Below are 16,451 nucleotides of genomic sequence, written 5' to 3' on the forward strand. Positions count from 1 at the left end.
TGGACGAGCGCGGAAAGGTGGGGTCCGTGCTGGGCAGGATCCTTGCGCGCTATCTTGCGCCGTCGTGGCCATTGCTGCTGCTGGTGGTCGTTTTCCAGCTGGGTCAGTCGATCGCCTCCCTGCTGTTGCCGACGTTGAACGCCGACATCATCGACAAGGGCGTCGTCACCGGCGATGTCGGCTACATCTGGCGGACCGGCGGCGTGATGCTCGGCATCAGCCTGGTGCAGATCGTCTGTTCGCTCGTCGCGGTGTACTTCGGCTCGCGCTTGGCGATGGGACTCGGTCGTACCCTCCGAGCCGACCTCTTCCACCGAGTCGTGGCGTTCTCCCAGCGCGAGGTGGGTCAGTTCGGAGCGCCTTCGCTCATCACCCGCAACACGAATGACGTGCAGCAGGTGCAGATGCTCGTGCAGATGTCGGCGACGGTCATGGTCGCCGCACCCATGCTCGCCATCGGCGGCATCGTGATGGCCGTGCGCCAGGATGCCGGTCTGTCGTGGCTGGTGGCGGTAGCGGTCCCGGTTCTCCTGGTCATCGTGTCGTTCATCGTCGTGCGGATGGTGCCGGCGTTCACCAAGATGCAGGCGCGCATCGACCGCATCAACCAGATCCTGCGTGAGCAACTCACCGGCATCCGCGTCGTCCGGGCCTTCGTGCGCGAACGCGAGGAGCGCGCGCGTTTCACCCGGGCCAGCGAAGACGTGATGGAGACGGCGCTGCGCGCCGGCAACCTGATGGCGCTCATGTTCCCCGCCGTCATGCTCGTGATGAACGTCTCGTCGGTCGCGATCATCTGGTTCGGCGCTGCTGAGGTACAGAACAACGGTGTGCAGATCGGCACGCTGTTCGCGTTCTTGAGCTACATGATGCAGATCCTCATGGGCGTCATGATGGCGACCTTCATGTTCGTCATGATTCCGCGCGCGGCCGTCTGCGCCGACCGCATCGGCGCCGTTCTCGACACAGAGCCGTCGGTACGGGCGCCCGAGCAGCCCGTAGCCGCGCGCCGCGCCGGCGGCCGGGTCGTGTTCGACGACGTCGAATTCACCTACCCCGGCGCCGAATCGCCTGTGCTCCAGGGCATCACCTTCGACGCCGAGCCGGGCACCACGACCGCCATCATCGGTTCGACGGGGTCAGGCAAGTCGACGCTCGTGGGATTGATCGCACGGCTCTTCGACGTCACCGGCGGCACGCTGACCGTCGATGGGGTCGAGGTGCGGACCATGGACCCCGATGATCTCTGGCAACGCGTGGGTCTCGTGCCCCAGCGCGCGTTCCTGTTCGCCGGAACCGTCGCGTCGAACCTGCGCTACGGCGACGAGGATGCCACTGACGAACAGTTGTGGCGCGCGTTGGAGCTCGCCCAGGCGAAGGACTTCGTCGCCGCCCTACCCGAAGGCTTGGAGGCGCCGATCGCTCAGGGCGGCACGAATGTGTCCGGCGGGCAGCGGCAACGCCTCGCCATCGCGCGCGCCCTCGCCAAGCAGCCCGAAATCTACATCTTCGACGATTCGTTCTCGGCGCTCGACCTCCAGACCGACGCCGCCCTGCGACGCGCGCTCGACACGCATCTACCCGACGCCACGCGCATCGTGGTGGCGCAGCGGGTGTCGACGATTCAGCACGCCGACCAGATCGTGGTTCTCGACCACGGCCTGATGGTCGGCATCGGCACGCACGACGAGCTCCTCGCCACCAGCGAGACCTACCGCGAGATCGTCGAATCTCAGCTCGCGGCGCAGGAGGCATCATGAGCGGGCCCGGACCCCGGGGGCCGCGCGGCGGACCGATGGCGGGTGGCGCACCCGTGCAGAAGGCGCAGAACTTCGGTGTGAGCGCACGCCGCCTGCTCGGCACACTGCGCGTCGACACCGCCAAGGTGATCGTGGTCATCCTGCTGGGGGTGCTGTCGGTCGGGCTGTCGGTGTTGGGCCCCAAGATCCTCGGCGACGGCACGAACGTGGTCTTTGCCGGCTTCGTCTCGATGCAGGTTCCCGCGGGAGCGACCAAGCAGCAGGTCATCGACCAGCTTGTCGCCAGCGGCAACCAACAGCAGGCCGACATGCTCTCGGCGATGGACTTCACACCCGGCGCCGGGATCGACTTCGGCCACCTCGGCATGATCCTGCTCGCCGTCCTCGCGATCTACGTGTTCGCGTCGGTCTTCAACTGGCTGCAGGCCCGCCTCCTCAACGGCATCGTGCAGCGCGCCATGCACCGCCTGCGGGTGCGCGTCGAAGAGAAGATCCACCAGCTGCCGTTGTCGTACTTCGACACCGTGCAGCGCGGTGAGCTTCTCAGCCGCGTCACCAACGACGTGGACAACATCGGCCAGACGATGCAGCAGACGCTGTCACAGGTGATCATGTCGCTGCTGACAGTCGTCGGCGTGCTGGCGATGATGTTCATCATCTCGCCGCTGCTCGCGGTGATCGCGCTCGTGACCATCCCGCTCACCGTGCTGGTCACGGTGCTCGTCGCCCGTCGATCGCAGAAGCTCTTCGTCGCCCAATGGAAGGCGACCGGCATCCTGAACGCACGTGTCGAGGAGACCTTCTCGGGGCATGCCGTCGTCAAGGTGTTCGGTCACCAGCGTGCTGTCGAGCACGACTTCGCCGCCGAGAACGACGAGGTGTATCGCGCCAGCTTCGGTGCGCAGTTCCTTTCGGGCGTGATCATGCCCGCGATGATGTTCATCGGCAACCTCGTATACGTCGGCATCGCTGTCGTCGGAGGACTCCAGGTCGCCGCGGGGCTCTTGTCGATCGGCGACGTGCAGGCGTTCATCCAGTACTCGCGCCAGTTCACTCAGCCGCTCAGCCAACTCGGTTCGATGGCCAACCTGCTGCAGTCCGGGGTCGCGAGTGCCGAGCGCGTGTTCGAACTGCTCGACGAGCCGGAGCAGGATCCTGATCCTGACCCCGCTGAGACGGCTCCCGCGGACGCCTCTCATCTCGCGTTCGAGGACGTCTCTTTCCGCTACGCGGCCGACAAGCCGCTGATCGATGGGCTGACCCTGCAGGCGCAGCCCGGAAGCACGGTCGCCATCGTCGGTCCGACGGGCGCGGGCAAGACGACGCTCGTCAACCTGATCATGCGGTTCTACGACGCCGATGCCGGCACCATCAGCCTCGATGGCATCGACACGCGTCGGATGAGCCGCGACGATCTGCGTGCCCGCACGGGAATGGTGCTGCAGGACACATGGCTGTTCTCGGGCACGATCCGGGAGAACATCGCCTACGGTCGACCGGATGCGTCGGAAGAAGAGATCGTCGCGGCAGCGACGGCGGCGTATGTCGACCGGTTCGTGCACGCGTTGCCCGACGGCTACGACACCGTGCTGGACGACGAGGCGACGAACCTGTCGGTGGGGGAGCGGCAGCTCATCACGATAGCCCGTGCCTTCCTCGCCGATCCGCGCATCCTGATCCTCGACGAGGCGACCAGCTCGGTCGACACCCGCACCGAGCTCCTCATCCAACGCGCCATGTCGCGCCTGCGCACCGATCGCACGGCATTCGTGATCGCGCACAGGTTGTCGACGATCCGCGATGCCGACCTCATCCTGGTGATGGAGAACGGGCAGATCGTCGAACAGGGCAACCACGACGAACTGCTCGCCGCGCACGGCGCGTATCGGCGGCTCTACGAGGCGCAGTTCGAAGCTCCCGCCGACGCCGACGAGGAGGCCCCGCGTCCGCCGGGTGTCCAGCCCGTCGGCGGGGTGCGAAGCTGAGGCGTCCACTAGAGTAGGACCGTGCCCGAAGCCGCGACCCACTCGCGCACCATCCCGCTCGAGGACGGTGTGCTCGAACTGCAGTGGTCGGAACTGACCCATCGCGGCCGTCGTCGCGATGCGAATCAGGATGCCGTTTTGGCGCAATATCCGCTGTTCGTCGTCGCTGACGGCATGGGGGGTCACATCGGGGGCGAGATCGCCAGCACCAGCACGGTCGCCCGGCTGGAGAGCATTGCGAGCAAGGGTGACGTCACCCCGAAGAGCATCGAGAAGGCACTGTCGCGCGCCGTGGCCGACATCGCCTCTCACCCCGAGGCGACCGACGATGGCACGGGTACGACCGTCACCGGGGTCTACCTGGACACTTCGACTCCCGAGCCGACGTGGGTCACGCTCAATATCGGCGACTCGCGCGTCTACCTCTTCCGCGACGGCGGACTCGCCCAGGTGACGACCGACCACTCCGTCGTGCAGGAACTGATCGCAGCCGGTCGGCTCAGTCCCGAAGAGGCCGAGAACCACCCGTACGGCAACGTCATCACCCGCGCGGTCGGCCCCTCTGACGGCGTCGCCCCGGACTACGTGCGGCTCGAGGTGATCGACGGCGACCGCTTCGTGATCTGCAGTGATGGCCTGACGAAGGAACTCACCGACTACGGCATCCTGCATTTCCTCCTGCAGCACGACGACCCGTCCGAGGCCGCCGACGACATGCTCGAAGCTGCGCTGGAGAACGGCGGGCGCGACAACATCTCGATCATCGTGCTCGACGTGCATCGCACCGGTTCCTCCCCAGCGCTGGACTGATCCGCTCCCTCCACCTATCGACGTGTTCGTCGCGGCGAGGCGACGGCGCCCCGGTTGACTGGCTCGCATGAGCGAGGACGACACCGGCGAACCGCTGCGCTTTCCGCCTGTGCCACCGGCGCCGGCACGCGCGCCGCTGCCGCTGCTCACCGCGATCGTGCCGGTCATCGGCGCGGTGCTGCTGTGGCGCCTCACCGGGTCACCGTACGCACTGTGGTTCGCGGCTCTCGGGCCGCTCGTGGCCGCGGCATCCTTCATCGACGGTCTGCGCAGCGCGCGCCGTGCGCGCCGGACAGCCCGGCGCGCCATCGCCCGCGAAATGTCGCGGCTCGACCGCGAGGTCGTACGCCGCCACGATGACGAACGCGCGCGGGCGTGGCGTCGCACGCCGGATGTCGCGACACTGTGCACGGATGCCGCGGAGATCTGGCGTTCGGTGCCCGGTCGTGACAGGTCGCTTGTCGTCGGTCGCGGGGCAGATGCCAGTGCACTGCGGATCGAGGGCGACCCCGCGGACGACGACGCACGGGCGCTCCGCCGACGTGCTCGTGTGCTGGAGGACGCACCGATCTCGGTCGGGTTGCACAGCGGCGTCGCCGTGCGTGGTCCGGCAGCGCTCGCCGTGCCCGTCGCCCGAGCGCTGGCCCTGCAGATCTGCCTCGTGCATCCGCCGGGGAGAGTGCGGGTGGCGGACGGCGGCGCTCTGGCCAGTGTCGTGCCCGGGGCCGATGACCTGCCGCACGCCCTGGCCGGATCCGGATCGACGCTGCGGGTGACCGATGCCGCCGCAGCCATGGACGCCGACATCCCCATCGTCGTCGTCGAGCCCGACGCGCCCGCCCCGCCCCGGTGCGCCGCCGTGCTCACCCTCGAGAGCGCTGACCGGGGTCGGCTCGACCACGAGGGTGTCACGCGCAGCGTGCGTGTGGAGGCGGTCTCCGTCGCGCAGTCCGAGGAGATCGTCGCGGCGTTGGCGGAGCGCGCGCGCGACCTCGGTCAGCGCATCGACGCGCCGCTGACGATCGAGGATCTCCCTTCGGGCCCCAAGCGCGGCCTCGCCGCCGCTGTCGGAGTGGGCGGCGGTGAGGTCGTGGTTCTGGATCTCGTCGTCGATGGGCCGCACGCCGTCATCATCGGGATGACCGGCACGGGAAAGAGCGAACTGCTCACCACGTGGGTTGCGGGGATGTGCCGCGGGCGCGGCGTCGAGCAGATCACGTTCCTGCTGGTCGACTTCAAGGGCGGGCGCGCGTTCGACCCGCTCGCGGCGCTCCCTCACGTGACGGGCGTACTCACCGACCTGGATGATGCGGCGGCCCTGCGCGCGATCGAGAGTCTGCGCGCGGAGATTCGGCGGCGTGAGCAGGCGCTCGCCGACGTCGCCGCCCGTGATGTAGATGAGGCCGCCGGTGCTCTCGCGCGGCTGGTCATCGTCGTCGACGAGTACGCCGCGCTTGTCGGCGCCCACCCCGAGCTGCATGAACTCTTCGCCGACATCGCCGCCCGGGGCCGTGCGCTCGGCATGCACCTGATTCTCGCCTCGCAACGTGCGGGGGGCGCTTTTCGGGACGGCGTGCTGGCGAATGCCCCGCTTCGTATCGCCTTCCGCACGGCCGACACCGCCGATTCCCGCGCCGTGCTGGGAACCGACGAGGCGGCGCTCCTCTCGGGCGATCCGAAGGCGCGGGGGACGGCGCTCATGCGGCGGGCCGCCGATACCGAAGTTCGTCGTGTGCGTGTCGCGCGTTGTACTCCGGCTGCGCTGGACGCGATCCGAGAGGGGGCAGGCACGCGCGCCGCCGTCGCGGCCTGGCTGCCGCCGCTGCCGGCGCGGGTTCCCCTCGCGCGGATTGCGCGCGCCGGTCACGTCGTGCTGGGGCTGGTCGACGAACCCGATCGGCAACGACAACCCGTCCTCGAACTCCCGCAGGGCGTGTCCGGGTTCGCCGTCATCGGCGCCGCCGGTAGCGGAAGGACGTCTCTGCTGCGGACTGTCGCCGAGCAGCTACCGGCGCCGCCGCTGTGGGTGCCCGCGGATGCCGAAGGGGCATGGGACGCCATAGCGTGTGCCGTCGAGGACCAATCGCGCTCCGCGGTGCTGTTCGACGATATCGACGCCGTCGCGAGCCGGCTTCCGCCTGAGTATGCCGCCGAACTCGTGGCGCGCGTGGAACGCGCGGTTCGTGAGGCCCGGGCGCACGGAACGCTCATCGTGCTGTCGGCGGCACGGATCGCCGGCCCCCTCTCGCGGGTCGTCGAGTTGCTCCCGCATCGTGCCGTCCTGTCGATGCCGACGCGCGCCGACCACGTGGCGGCGGGCGGTGAGGCGAGGGGGTTCGTGCGCGATCAGCCGGCCGGACGCGGCCGGTGGTCCGGCGCCCTCGTGCAGTTCGCGGAGACGGGGCCGTGGGCTCCGCCGCGGGAGCCCGCCCGCCCGCCGCTGTGGGTGCCCGCGGCGGGCGATGACGGACCGGGTATGACGGGTCTCGTCACCGGCCCCGGCAGCGATCTGGCAGAGATGCGGTCGCGATACGAGCAGCGCGGAGTGCGCGTGATGCCGGTGGAGCAGGCCGCGGCGGCCGGCGTGCTCAGCGAGCCGGTGATGTCGGCGTCGACAGCAGCCTCCGGCAGGGTGGGGGAGCCGCTCGTGGTGCACGGGTCGCCGGAGTCTTGGCTCGCTCAGTGGCGGCCGCTCGCGGCGATGCGTGAGAGGTATGAGCTCGTCATAGCCGCCGAGTGCGCCGCCGAGTTCCGGGCGATCAGCGGTCGCCGGGAGCTGCCGCCCTATGCCCTTCCTTCCGCGGGACGCGCGTGGCACCTGATGCCCGGTGCTCCGGTGCGCCGGGTGGTGCTGACGGAAACGTGATCGAGCAGATGGCTCCGCGACGCGCGCTTCGCGCCGCTCAGACCACCGCGCGGATGCGTCCGACCTCGCGGCCACCGCCGGTGATCTCCAGCGGCAGCTGTGCCATCGTCGTGGCGACGTCGGCCGAGCTGAGCGCACCGACCCGTTCCAGCAGAGAGATAGCGATCGCCGTCGCTGCACGCCCGCTGCCGTCCAGCGTCTTGAGCGCGACGGTGGTGCCGTTGGGGGCAGTCATGATCATGATCCCTTCGGCGCCGCCCTTGGCGAACACCCCGAGTCTGTCGATGGCGATCGTGTCAGGACGGCCCGGACCGTCGATGGCCCACGGGTTCTCCCGCACCGCACGCACGAGAGCGCCCGCGATCCGATGCAGCGCGAACGGAGAGCGCTCCGACGCCGTTGCGATCCGGTGCGCCGCGCGGCCGAGCGCCGTCAGGCTCATCGCGTACACCGGTGCTCCGCACCCGTCGATGGCCATCGTCGAGACCTTCGTCCCGGTCAGACGCTCGATGACTTCGCGGATGTGCACCTGCAGAGGATGCTGCGGGTCGAGGTAGGTCTCCAGATCCCAGCCGTTCGCCGTGCAGGCCAGCAGCATCGTGGCGTGCTTTCCCGAGCAGTTCATACGCACGCGTGCCGGTTGGCCGAGCTCCCGCACCATCTCGTCGCGTGTCGCGGTATCGCCGGGCCATGCCGGAGGACACTGCAGCTGATCTTCGCCCAGTCCGGCCGACGCGAGGATCTCGCGGACCACGGTGGCATGGCGGTCGGTGCCGCTGTGACTCGCCGTCGACAGCGCGAGCTGTTCGCCCTCGAGGGTCACCCCCGCCGTCAGGCAGCCGAGCGCCTGCAACGGCTTCATGCTCGAGCGCGGCAGGATCGGTGCTTCGACATCGCCGAGACTCAGCTGCACGACGCCGTCGGGATCCAGCACGACCGCCGAGCCGGCGTGACGCGATTCGATGAAACCGCTGCGCTCGACGACGGCGAGCTCCACGGCATCGGCGACGGCGATGGTGCCGGCGGATGCGGACGAACGGGCTGCTGTGCGAGGATCTGACACGCACAAGAGCCTACTTGCCCGCTACGTGCCTGCGAGCCCGGGCTCGGAGACGAGGAGATCCGATGCGCGCGCTCGACGAGGTTGCCGACGGAGTGTGGGTCGCGACGAGCCGGCGCATGTTCACAACCAGCACGGTCATCGTCGGCGGCGACCAGGCGCTGCTCGTCGATCCGGCGTGGGATGCCGACGAACTCGCCGCGCTGGCGACGTGGCTGTCGGAGCGAGGTCTGACGGTGAGCGCCGGCTTCGCCACTCACGCCCACCACGACCACCTTCTCTGGCACCCGGGCTTCGGTGCGCCGCCACGGTGGGCGTCCGATGTCACGGCCGCCCTCGCGGTATCCGAACGGGGCACCCTCGTCGCACAAAGCGGGACGGACACGCCGGCGCCCCTCCTCGAACTCATGGGGCGCGTGGACGGCGTTGGCACTTCCCTTCCTGCCGACAGTCTGCCGCCCGGCGTAGCGATCGAGCTGATCGTCCACGACGGGCACGCACCCGGGCACACGGCGCTGTGGCTACCGGGTCCGCGGGTCCTCGTCGCGGGAGACATGCTCAGCGACGTCGAACTCCCACTCCCGTTCTTCCCCGACGATCTGTCGGCATACCTGGCCGCGCTCGATCGTCTCGCGGATGTCGCCGCGCGCGCCCGCATCGTCATCCCGGGACACGGTCGAGTCGGCACCGACGCACTCGCACGGCTCGACGCCGACCGCGGCTACCTGGACGGAATGATCCGGCACGGGCGCTTCGATGATCGGCGCATCGCGAATCCGGGGATGGCCGAAGAACATGCGCACGTCGCGCAGCTCGCTGCCGCGCACCGCGGTGCGGATGGCAGACTGGCGTGATGATCGGCGAACACCACTACGCCCTCCACAGCCGGTGGACCGGCAACCGGGGCACGGGTACCAGCGGCTATCGCGACTATGACCGTTCGGTTCTGGTTTCCGTCGACGGCAAGCCGGCCATCGAGGCCTCGAGCGACCGCCCGTTTCGCGGAGACCCGGCCAAATGGAATCCCGAAGACATGCTCCTCGCGGCGCTGTCGGAGTGCCATCTGCTCTCCTACCTGCACGCGTGCGTGCAGACGGGGGTGATCGTGGTGTCTTACGAAGACGATGCGACCGGCTTCATGACCGAGGACGGCCGGGGCGGGGGTGCGTTTACCGAGGTCGTGCTGCGGCCTCGCGTCGAAGTGGCGGCGGCATCCATGATCCCCGCTGCGGAGTCGGCCCACGCGCAGGCGCGGGAGTGGTGCTTCATCGCCAACTCGGTGAACTTCCCCGTGCGGCACGAGCCGGTCATCACCGCCGTGGCGTGAGCGACGCACGGCGACTGCGATCAGCGGCGCTCGTGCGGCAGAACCTGCTTGAGACGCTCGACCGGGTTGGATGCCGGCGCCTCGTTGTAGGCGTTCGCGAGTTCCTGTCCGGACAGGGCATGGATCGCGGCCATGATCTCGTCGGTCGCCTGTCGCCGCGCGCGCCCTGAATCGGCGGAGCCGTGATGAGACAGATCGAGGGGCTCGCCGAAGCTCACCGTCACGCGGGGCCGCAGACGGGGGAACTTCGCACCGACCGGCATCATTTCGTTCGTGCCGACGAGCCCCACGGGAATGACGGGAGCACCCGTCTGGAGGGCGAGGAACGCCACACCGGTGCGCCCCTTATAGAGGCGGCCGTCGAGGGAGCGCGTCCCTTCGGGGTACAGGGCGGTCGACCATCCGCTTTCGAGCAGGCGGCGCTGTTGGGCGAGAGCGTCGAGGGCGGCCTGTCCGGCGCCACGCTGCACAGGAAACGCACCCGCGGCATAGAAGAAGTGTCGAGAGAACCAGCCCTTGATGCCCTTACCGTCGAAGTAGCTCGACTTGGCGAGGAAGCGCACCGGGCGGGGCGCCGCCATCGGGATCACGAACGAGTCGATGAACGACAGGTGATTGCTGGCGAGGATGACCGCGCCCTTGCGGGGGAAGTTCTTCCGCCCGATGATGCGGGGCCGGTAGATCATGCGGGCCAGGGGAGCGACGATCCAACGGCCGATGACATAGGTCAGCCCGATGCCGGAGACCTCGGCGTCGACCTGCTCGGCGGGAACCTGCTCGCCGGCGGCAGCGGGGGCGGGCTCGGCGGACGTCACCAGTCGAGGGTACTCCCGATTGCATGCCGACTCGCGCATGCCCCGCGGCGGGCGCGACAGCGGTGCCACGGCGCCGCTCCCAGCAGGTACAGAACAAAGTAGGGAAGGATGGGAGGGTTTCCGTCTCCCACCTGTGAGGTCTCATCGTGCGCCTGCGCCCGCTCGCCGCTCTTTCCATCGCCGCCGTCTCCGCCGTCCTGCTCGTCGGGTGCTCCGGTTCCGGGGGAGGCACGGCGTCGGCCAGTCCCACGGCGGCCGCCGCGGCCGACCTCTGCGATGCCCAGGTTGCGTCTGGCGCTGCCGCCGACGCCGTCACCGTGAGCGGCGATGCCGGTAAGGCGCCGACCCTGTCGTTCACCGCCCCGTTGCAGATCGACAAGCTGCAGGCGAAGACGATCGACAAGGGGACTGGCACCCCCGTTGCCGCGGGCGACTTCATCTCCTACGCCATGACCGCGTACGATGCGGAAACCGGCCAGAAGATGGGCGACGTCGGCTATGCCGCCGGCCAGCTGCTGCCGGCTCAGATCTCGGCGTCGAGCCCGCTCGGTCAGGTGCTCGGCTGCGGCGCTCCCGGCGAGCGTGTCGTGGCCACCTTCCCGGCCAGCGAGCAAGGTGCCGCCCAGGTCTACGTCGTGGATCTGTTGTCGGTCGTCCCCAGCGCCGCGTGGGGCGCCGCTCAGTCGCCCGTCGCCGGAATGCCGACCGTCGAGCTCGGTGACAACGGCGCTCCGAAGATCACGCTGCCCGGCGGCAACCCGCCGGCGCAGACCGAGATCGCCACGCTCAAGAAGGGCGACGGCACCACGGTGCAGACCGGCGACCAGGTGCTCGTGCAGTACACCGGCGTGCGCTGGTCGAACGGTCAGACCTTCGACTCGACCTGGGACAAGGGTGGCGTGCCGACCAGTTTCACCACGACCGGCGTCGTCCCCGGCTTCCGCAAGGCTCTCGAGGGTCAGACCGTCGGCTCGCAGGTTCTCGTGGTCATGACCCCCGCGGACGGCTACGGCGAGGGTGAGATCAACACCACCGACCTCAAGGGTGAAACCCTCGTTTTCGTGGTGGACATCCTCGGCACGCAGACCTCGCAGGCGCAGTAAGGGGTGCACCGGCGCCGGTAGGCTGACAGGATGCGCCGCATCCTGATCCTCGGCTCCACCGGTTCGATCGGCACGCAGGCGCTCGATGTGATCCGTGCGCGTCGAGACCGCTTCGAGGTCGTGGGACTGGCGGCGGGTGCCAACGCCGCCATGCTTGCCGACCAGGCGGCCCAGTTCGGCGTCGAGCACACCGCCCTGGGCGCCGCCGAGGCCGAAGACCTCGTCCGCGGGGTGGATGCCGATGTCGTTCTCAACGGCATCACAGGATCGGTGGGCCTCGGGCCGACGCTTGCAGCACTCGAATGCGGGCGTACTCTCGCCCTCGCGAACAAGGAATCTCTCATCGTCGGGGGAGAGCTCGTGACGGCGCTGGCGGCGCCCGGGCAGATCGTTCCCGTCGATTCAGAGCACTCCGCCATCGCGCAGGCCTTGCGTGCCGGAAGCGCCGGCGAAGTACAACGGCTGGTGCTCACGGCATCCGGGGGTCCGTTCCGGGGGCGCAGCCGCGCCGAGCTCGCCGGCGTCACTCCCGCCCAGGCGCTCGCCCACCCGACCTGGGACATGGGTCGGGTGGTGACGACCAATTCCGCGACGCTCGTCAACAAGGGACTCGAGGTGATCGAGGCTCATCTGCTGTTCGGTGTGGACTACGACGCCATCGACGTCGTCGTCCATCCGCAGTCTGTCGTGCACTCGATGGTCGAGTTCGTCGACGGCTCGACGATCGCGCAGGCATCGCCGCCCGACATGCGCCTGCCGATCTCGTTGGGGTTGGATTGGCCGCACCGCGTCAGCGGGGTGGGCGCGCCGCTGGATTGGACGCGCGCGAGCGCGTGGACCTTCGAGCCACTCGACGAGGAGGCGTTCCCCGCTGTCGCCCTGGCCAAGCAGGTCGGGCGTGCCGGGTCGACCTACCCGGCGGTGTTCAACGCGGCCAACGAACAGGCCGTCGATGCCTTCCACGAGGGTCGGCTCTCCTTTCCCGGCATCGTCGAGACGGTGCAGCGCATCGTCGATGCGCACGAGGCGCCGTCGACGCTGTCACGCGAGGCGCTCTCCGAGGCCGAGGCCTGGGCGCGTGCGGCAGCCGACGCCGCCATCGCCGCCTAGGCCGCAGGCGTACGTTTCGTGCGTCGGTGAGAGAGGGGGACCGATCCGCCCACAGGGGATGGGGAGGGGCGGATCAGTCCCGCGGCCCGATCGGTGGTGATCCGGGCGCATGGCCGCCGGGGGGAAGGTGCGGCCAAGGTTGGAGGTCAGAAGGTCAGCAGGTCGTGCGCACGGAACTGTGCGCGTACTCGATCGACGAGATCGACCGACGGCGGTTCGGTGTCGGCCAGTTGGTAGTCGCGACCGAGCGCGTCCCACTTGTCGCGTCCCATCTGGTGGAAGGGCAGCACCTCGACGCGGGTCACGGTGCCCGGGCGGACCTCGTTGAGGGATGCCGCGTACACCGCAACCGCCTCGACGTTGTCGACGTCGTCGGTCAGGCCCGGGACCAGCACGTAGCGGATCCAGACCTCGGGTCCTTCTGCGCGGGCGGCCAGGCGCCGTCCGAAGGTGAGCGTGGGCTCGAGCTCGCGGCCGGTGACGGTGCGGTAGGTGTCGGGGTCGCCGCTCTTGACGTCGAGCAGGACGAGGTCGACGTCGTCGAGCATCGCGTCTGAGGCCGCAGCCCCGAGGTACCCGGATGTGTCGATGGCGGTGTGGATGCCGAGCTCTTTGGCCCCCCGCAGGATGCGTGCGGCGAACGCCGGCTGCATGAGAACCTCGCCGCCGGAGAGCGTGATGCCGCCTCCCGTGGCGTGGAAGACCGCGGTGTAGCGGGCGATGCGCGCCAGGAGCTCGTCGCTCGTGACAGGCTGGCCGTCCTTCATGGCGAGGGTGTCGGGATTGTGGCAGTACAGGCACTGCAGTGGGCAGCCGCTGAGGAAGGTGGTGAGTCGGGTGCCCGGGCCGTCGACCGCGGTCACCAGTTCCCACGAGTGGACGGAGCCGAGCCGGCCCTCCCGCATCGCGGTGAGCCGTTCGTGGTGGTCGACGTCGGAGACGGTGAGACCGTCCAGGCCCGCCCCGGTGCGCCGATGGGCGGGCGCCTGGAGGGGAACCTCCAGGCGCACCGCGTCATCGGGCAGGCGCGAGGGGACCGCGTTGCACGGGTGGCGACGGAGCATCGTCGCGGCCATGGTCCTCAGCTTCTCTCTGCTGTTCGCGTGTCTATCAATGGAGGTGGGTCACATCGAACCGTGGAAGGTGCGCGACAGCACGTCGAGCTGCTGCTCGCGCGTCAGCCGCACGAAGTTCACGGCGTACCCGGACACGCGGATCGTGAGCTGCGGGTAGTTCTCCGGGTGCTCCATGGCATCTTCGAGCGTCTCGCGGTTGAGCACGTTGACATTCATGTGGTAACCGTGCGATCCGACGTAGGCGTCGAGCAGACCCGCGAGGTTGCGCACCTGCTCGTCCGCCGTGCGGCCGAGACCACTGGGCACCACCGTGTTGGTCAGCGAGATGCCGTCCTGCGCCTGGGCGTAGGGGATCTTGGCGACCGACAGGGCGGAGGCGAGCATGCCGTGGGTATCGCGACCGTTCATCGGGTTGGCGCCAGGGGCGAACGGCTCACCGGCTCGACGGCCGTCGGGGGTGTTGCCCGTGGCCTTGCCGTAGACGACGTTCGAGGTGATCGTCAGCACCGACTGGGTCGGCAGGGCGTTGCGGTACATCGGGTGACGACGGATCTTCGACATGAAGCTCTCCACCAGTCCGACGGCGATCTGGTCGGCCCGGTCGTCGTCGTTGCCATAGCTCGGGAAGTCGCCTTCCGTCACATAGTCGACGACGATGCCGCGCTCGTCGCGCACGGGGGTGACCGTCGCGTACTTGATGGCCGACAGCGAGTCGGCGGCCACCGACAGCCCGGCGATGCCGCAGGCCATCGTGCGCAGCACGTCCTTGTCGTGAAGGGCCATCTCGATGCGCTCGTAGGCGTACTTGTCGTGCGACCAGTGGATGCAGTTGAGCGCCTCGACGTACGTCTCGGCCAGCCAGTCCATCGTCTTGTCGAACCGGTCCATGATGTCGTCGAAGTCGAGCGGGCCGTCGCCGACCGGCGTGGTGACGGGCGAGACCTGCTTTCCGGTGACCTCGTCACGGCCGCCGTTGATCGCGTAGAGCAGTGTCTTGGCGAGGTTCACCCGCGCACCGAAGAACTGCATCTGCTTGCCGACGCGCATGGGGCTCACGCAGCAGGCGATTGCGGCGTCATCACCCCAGGCGGGGCGGATGATCTCGTCCGACTCGTACTGCACAGCCGACGTGTCGATCGACACCTGCGCGCAGTAGTCCTTGAAGCCCTGCGGAAGTTCCGGGCTCCAGAAGACGGTCATGTTGGGCTCGGGGGCCGGACCCAAGTTGTAGAGCGTCTGGAGGAAGCGGAAGGAGTTCTTGGTCACGAGGGGCCGACCGTCCTCGCCCATGCCGCCGATCGTCTCGGTGACCCAGGTGGGGTCGCCGGAGAAGAGGCTGTCGTACTCGGGGGTCCTCAGGAAACGGACGATGCGCAGCTTGATCACGAAGTCGTCGATGATCTCCTGTGCCTCGGACTCGGTGATGAGGCCGGCCTGCAGGTCGCGCTCGATGAAGGTGTCGAGGAACGTCGAGGTGCGTCCGAGCGACATCGCCGCGCCGTTCTGCTCCTTGACGGCAGCGAGGTAGCCGAAGTACAGCCACTGCACGGCTTCGCGAGCGGTGGTAGCGGGGCCCGAGATGTCGAAACCGTACGAGGCGGCCATCTGCTTGAGCTCACCGAGGGCGCGGATCTGCTCCGCGTGCTCCTCGCGCATGCGGACGACCTCTTCCGTGAAGGGAGTGGTGTCCAGGCTCAGCTTGTCCATCTTCTTGGCGGCGATCAACTGGTCCACGCCGTAGAGCGCGACACGACGGTAGTCGCCGATGATCCGGCCGCGGCCGTAGGCGTCGGGAAGGCCCGTGATGACGTGCGAACTGCGCGCGGCGCGAACGTTCGGCGTGTAGGCGTCGAAGACGGCCTCGTTGTGCGTCTTGCGATAGGTGGTGAAGATCTCCTTGAGTGTCTGATCGACCTCGTAGCCGTAGGTGTCGAGGGCTCCCTCGACCATGCGCCAGCCACCGTTGGGCATGATCGCCCGCTTCAGAGGAGCGTCGGTCTGGAGGCCGACGATGACTTCGTCGTCCTCGAGGATGTAACCGGGGCCGTGCGCGGTGATGCCCGCGGGCGTGTGGGCGTCGACGTCGTAGATGCCCTTCTCGCGCTCGACCGGGAACATCGCCGACAGCGTGTCCCAGACGCGCATCGTGCGGGCGGTGGCGCCCGTCAAGAACGACGCATCGCCGAGGTAGGGCGTGTAGTTGCGCTGGATGAAGTCGCGCACATCGATCTCGTCCTGCCACGGTCCGGCGGTGAAACCGTTCCAGGCGGCGGGCTGAGTGTCCTGTGCGGAGGGGGTGACGGTAGTCATGATTCGCTTCCTCAAATCCTCGTGGGAGCGGCCCGTCCACCCATCCGTGGGCGAGTCGTGGCTTCAGCTTAGCGCTAGTGGTCAGACCACAGAGAGAGCATGGATGCCGTCGACAATCGAAGGTGATCTGTCGACAGAAACACTGTGGTCTGAGCACAATGCGCCGTGAAAAAGGCTGGCCGACCGCGGTGTGCGATCGGCCAGCCTTTTCCGGAGCTGGGTATGCGCC

12 protein-coding genes are annotated in these 16,451 nt (G+C 68.7%); 8 read left to right on the forward strand and 4 right to left on the reverse strand.

Annotation, left to right across the window (positions count from 1 at the left end; genetic code table 11):
* The first annotated feature begins 26 nt into the window (after positions 1–26).
* The 4 genes from ITJ43_RS06620 (at position 27) to ITJ43_RS06635 (ending at position 7,421) form a co-directional block, all read left to right on the forward strand.
* The gene (locus tag ITJ43_RS06620) at positions 27–1,760 is read left to right on the forward strand and encodes an ABC transporter ATP-binding protein (protein ID WP_194583019.1); all 1,734 of its coding nucleotides are present in this window, start codon (positions 27–29) and stop codon (positions 1,758–1,760) included.
* Positions 1,757–3,745 carry an ABC transporter ATP-binding protein gene (locus ITJ43_RS06625; RefSeq protein WP_194583020.1) on the forward strand — a complete coding sequence of 663 codons (1,989 nt, stop codon included), beginning with the start codon at positions 1,757–1,759 and terminating at the stop codon, positions 3,743–3,745. Before ITJ43_RS06620 ends, ITJ43_RS06625 begins: the two co-directional genes overlap by 4 nt.
* A gap of 21 nt (positions 3,746–3,766) precedes the next feature.
* Positions 3,767–4,555, forward strand: coding sequence for a PP2C family protein-serine/threonine phosphatase (locus tag ITJ43_RS06630; protein WP_194583021.1), 789 nt, complete (start codon positions 3,767–3,769; stop codon positions 4,553–4,555).
* A 67-nt stretch (positions 4,556–4,622) separates the two neighbouring features.
* A complete protein-coding gene (locus tag ITJ43_RS06635) occupies positions 4,623–7,421 on the forward strand; it encodes an FtsK/SpoIIIE domain-containing protein (protein ID WP_194583022.1) in 2,799 nt (932 codons plus the stop codon).
* Between the two features lie 37 nt (positions 7,422–7,458).
* Here the strand turns inward: ITJ43_RS06635 and ITJ43_RS06640 are convergent, their stop codons facing one another.
* On the reverse strand, positions 7,459–8,484 hold the full coding sequence (locus tag ITJ43_RS06640; protein ID WP_194583023.1) for an asparaginase: 1,026 nt from the start codon (positions 8,482–8,484) through the stop codon (positions 7,459–7,461).
* Positions 8,485–8,546: 62 nt separating this feature from the next.
* Between ITJ43_RS06640 and ITJ43_RS06645 the strand changes: the two genes are divergently transcribed.
* Positions 8,547–9,335, forward strand: coding sequence for an MBL fold metallo-hydrolase (locus ITJ43_RS06645; protein WP_194583024.1), 789 nt, complete (start codon positions 8,547–8,549; stop codon positions 9,333–9,335).
* A complete protein-coding gene (locus ITJ43_RS06650) occupies positions 9,335–9,808 on the forward strand; it encodes an OsmC family protein (RefSeq protein ID WP_194583025.1) in 474 nt (157 codons plus the stop codon). The genes ITJ43_RS06645 and ITJ43_RS06650 overlap by 1 nt, the downstream gene beginning before the upstream one ends.
* A gap of 20 nt (positions 9,809–9,828) precedes the next feature.
* Here ITJ43_RS06650 and ITJ43_RS06655 read toward each other — a convergent pair whose 3' ends face one another.
* Entirely contained in the window at positions 9,829–10,662 is an 834-nt protein-coding gene (locus ITJ43_RS06655) for a lysophospholipid acyltransferase family protein (RefSeq protein WP_194583206.1), read from the reverse strand.
* Between the two features lie 107 nt (positions 10,663–10,769).
* On the opposite strand from ITJ43_RS06655, the gene ITJ43_RS06660 reads away from it, so the two are divergent.
* Positions 10,770–11,726: an FKBP-type peptidyl-prolyl cis-trans isomerase gene (locus ITJ43_RS06660; RefSeq protein WP_194583026.1), complete on the forward strand. Its 957-nt coding sequence runs from the start codon at positions 10,770–10,772 to the stop codon at positions 11,724–11,726.
* A 30-nt stretch (positions 11,727–11,756) separates the two neighbouring features.
* Positions 11,757–12,836 (forward strand): 1-deoxy-D-xylulose-5-phosphate reductoisomerase, encoded by a 1,080-nt coding sequence (gene dxr / locus ITJ43_RS06665; protein ID WP_194583027.1) that lies wholly within the window; start codon positions 11,757–11,759, stop codon positions 12,834–12,836.
* Positions 12,837–12,982: 146 nt separating this feature from the next.
* Here the strand turns inward: dxr and pflA are convergent, their stop codons facing one another.
* Together pflA and pflB are read right to left on the reverse strand one after the other, a co-directional pair.
* A complete protein-coding gene (gene pflA / locus ITJ43_RS06670; RefSeq protein ID WP_194583028.1) occupies positions 12,983–13,912 on the reverse strand; it encodes a pyruvate formate-lyase-activating protein in 930 nt (309 codons plus the stop codon).
* A gap of 48 nt (positions 13,913–13,960) precedes the next feature.
* A complete protein-coding gene (gene pflB, locus ITJ43_RS06675) occupies positions 13,961–16,222 on the reverse strand; it encodes a formate C-acetyltransferase (RefSeq protein WP_194583029.1) in 2,262 nt (753 codons plus the stop codon).
* Between the last annotated feature and the right edge of the window lie 229 nt (positions 16,223–16,451).

It is taken from the genome of Microbacterium sp. VKM Ac-2870 (genome assembly GCF_015350795.1).
Lineage (GTDB): Bacteria > Actinomycetota > Actinomycetes > Actinomycetales > Microbacteriaceae > Microbacterium.

Bases quoted from the DNA above. Each gene is read 5' to 3' on its own strand.
- ITJ43_RS06625 (WP_194583020.1), top strand. From the start codon at position 1,757: ATGAGCGGGCCCGGACCCCGGGGGCCGCGCGGCGGACCGATGGCGGGT.
- ITJ43_RS06635 (WP_194583022.1), top strand. From the start codon at position 4,623: ATGAGCGAGGACGACACCGGCGAACCGCTGCGCTTTCCGCCTGTGCCA.
- ITJ43_RS06645 (WP_194583024.1), top strand. From the start codon at position 8,547: ATGCGCGCGCTCGACGAGGTTGCCGACGGAGTGTGGGTCGCGACGAGC.
- ITJ43_RS06650 (WP_194583025.1), top strand. From the start codon at position 9,335: ATGATCGGCGAACACCACTACGCCCTCCACAGCCGGTGGACCGGCAAC.
- ITJ43_RS06655 (WP_194583206.1), bottom strand. From the start codon at position 10,662: ATGCGCGAGTCGGCATGCAATCGGGAGTACCCTCGACTGGTGACGTCC.
- dxr (WP_194583027.1), top strand. From the start codon at position 11,757: ATGCGCCGCATCCTGATCCTCGGCTCCACCGGTTCGATCGGCACGCAG.
- pflA (WP_194583028.1), bottom strand. From the start codon at position 13,912: ATGGCCGCGACGATGCTCCGTCGCCACCCGTGCAACGCGGTCCCCTCG.
- pflB (WP_194583029.1), bottom strand. From the start codon at position 16,222: ATGACTACCGTCACCCCCTCCGCACAGGACACTCAGCCCGCCGCCTGG.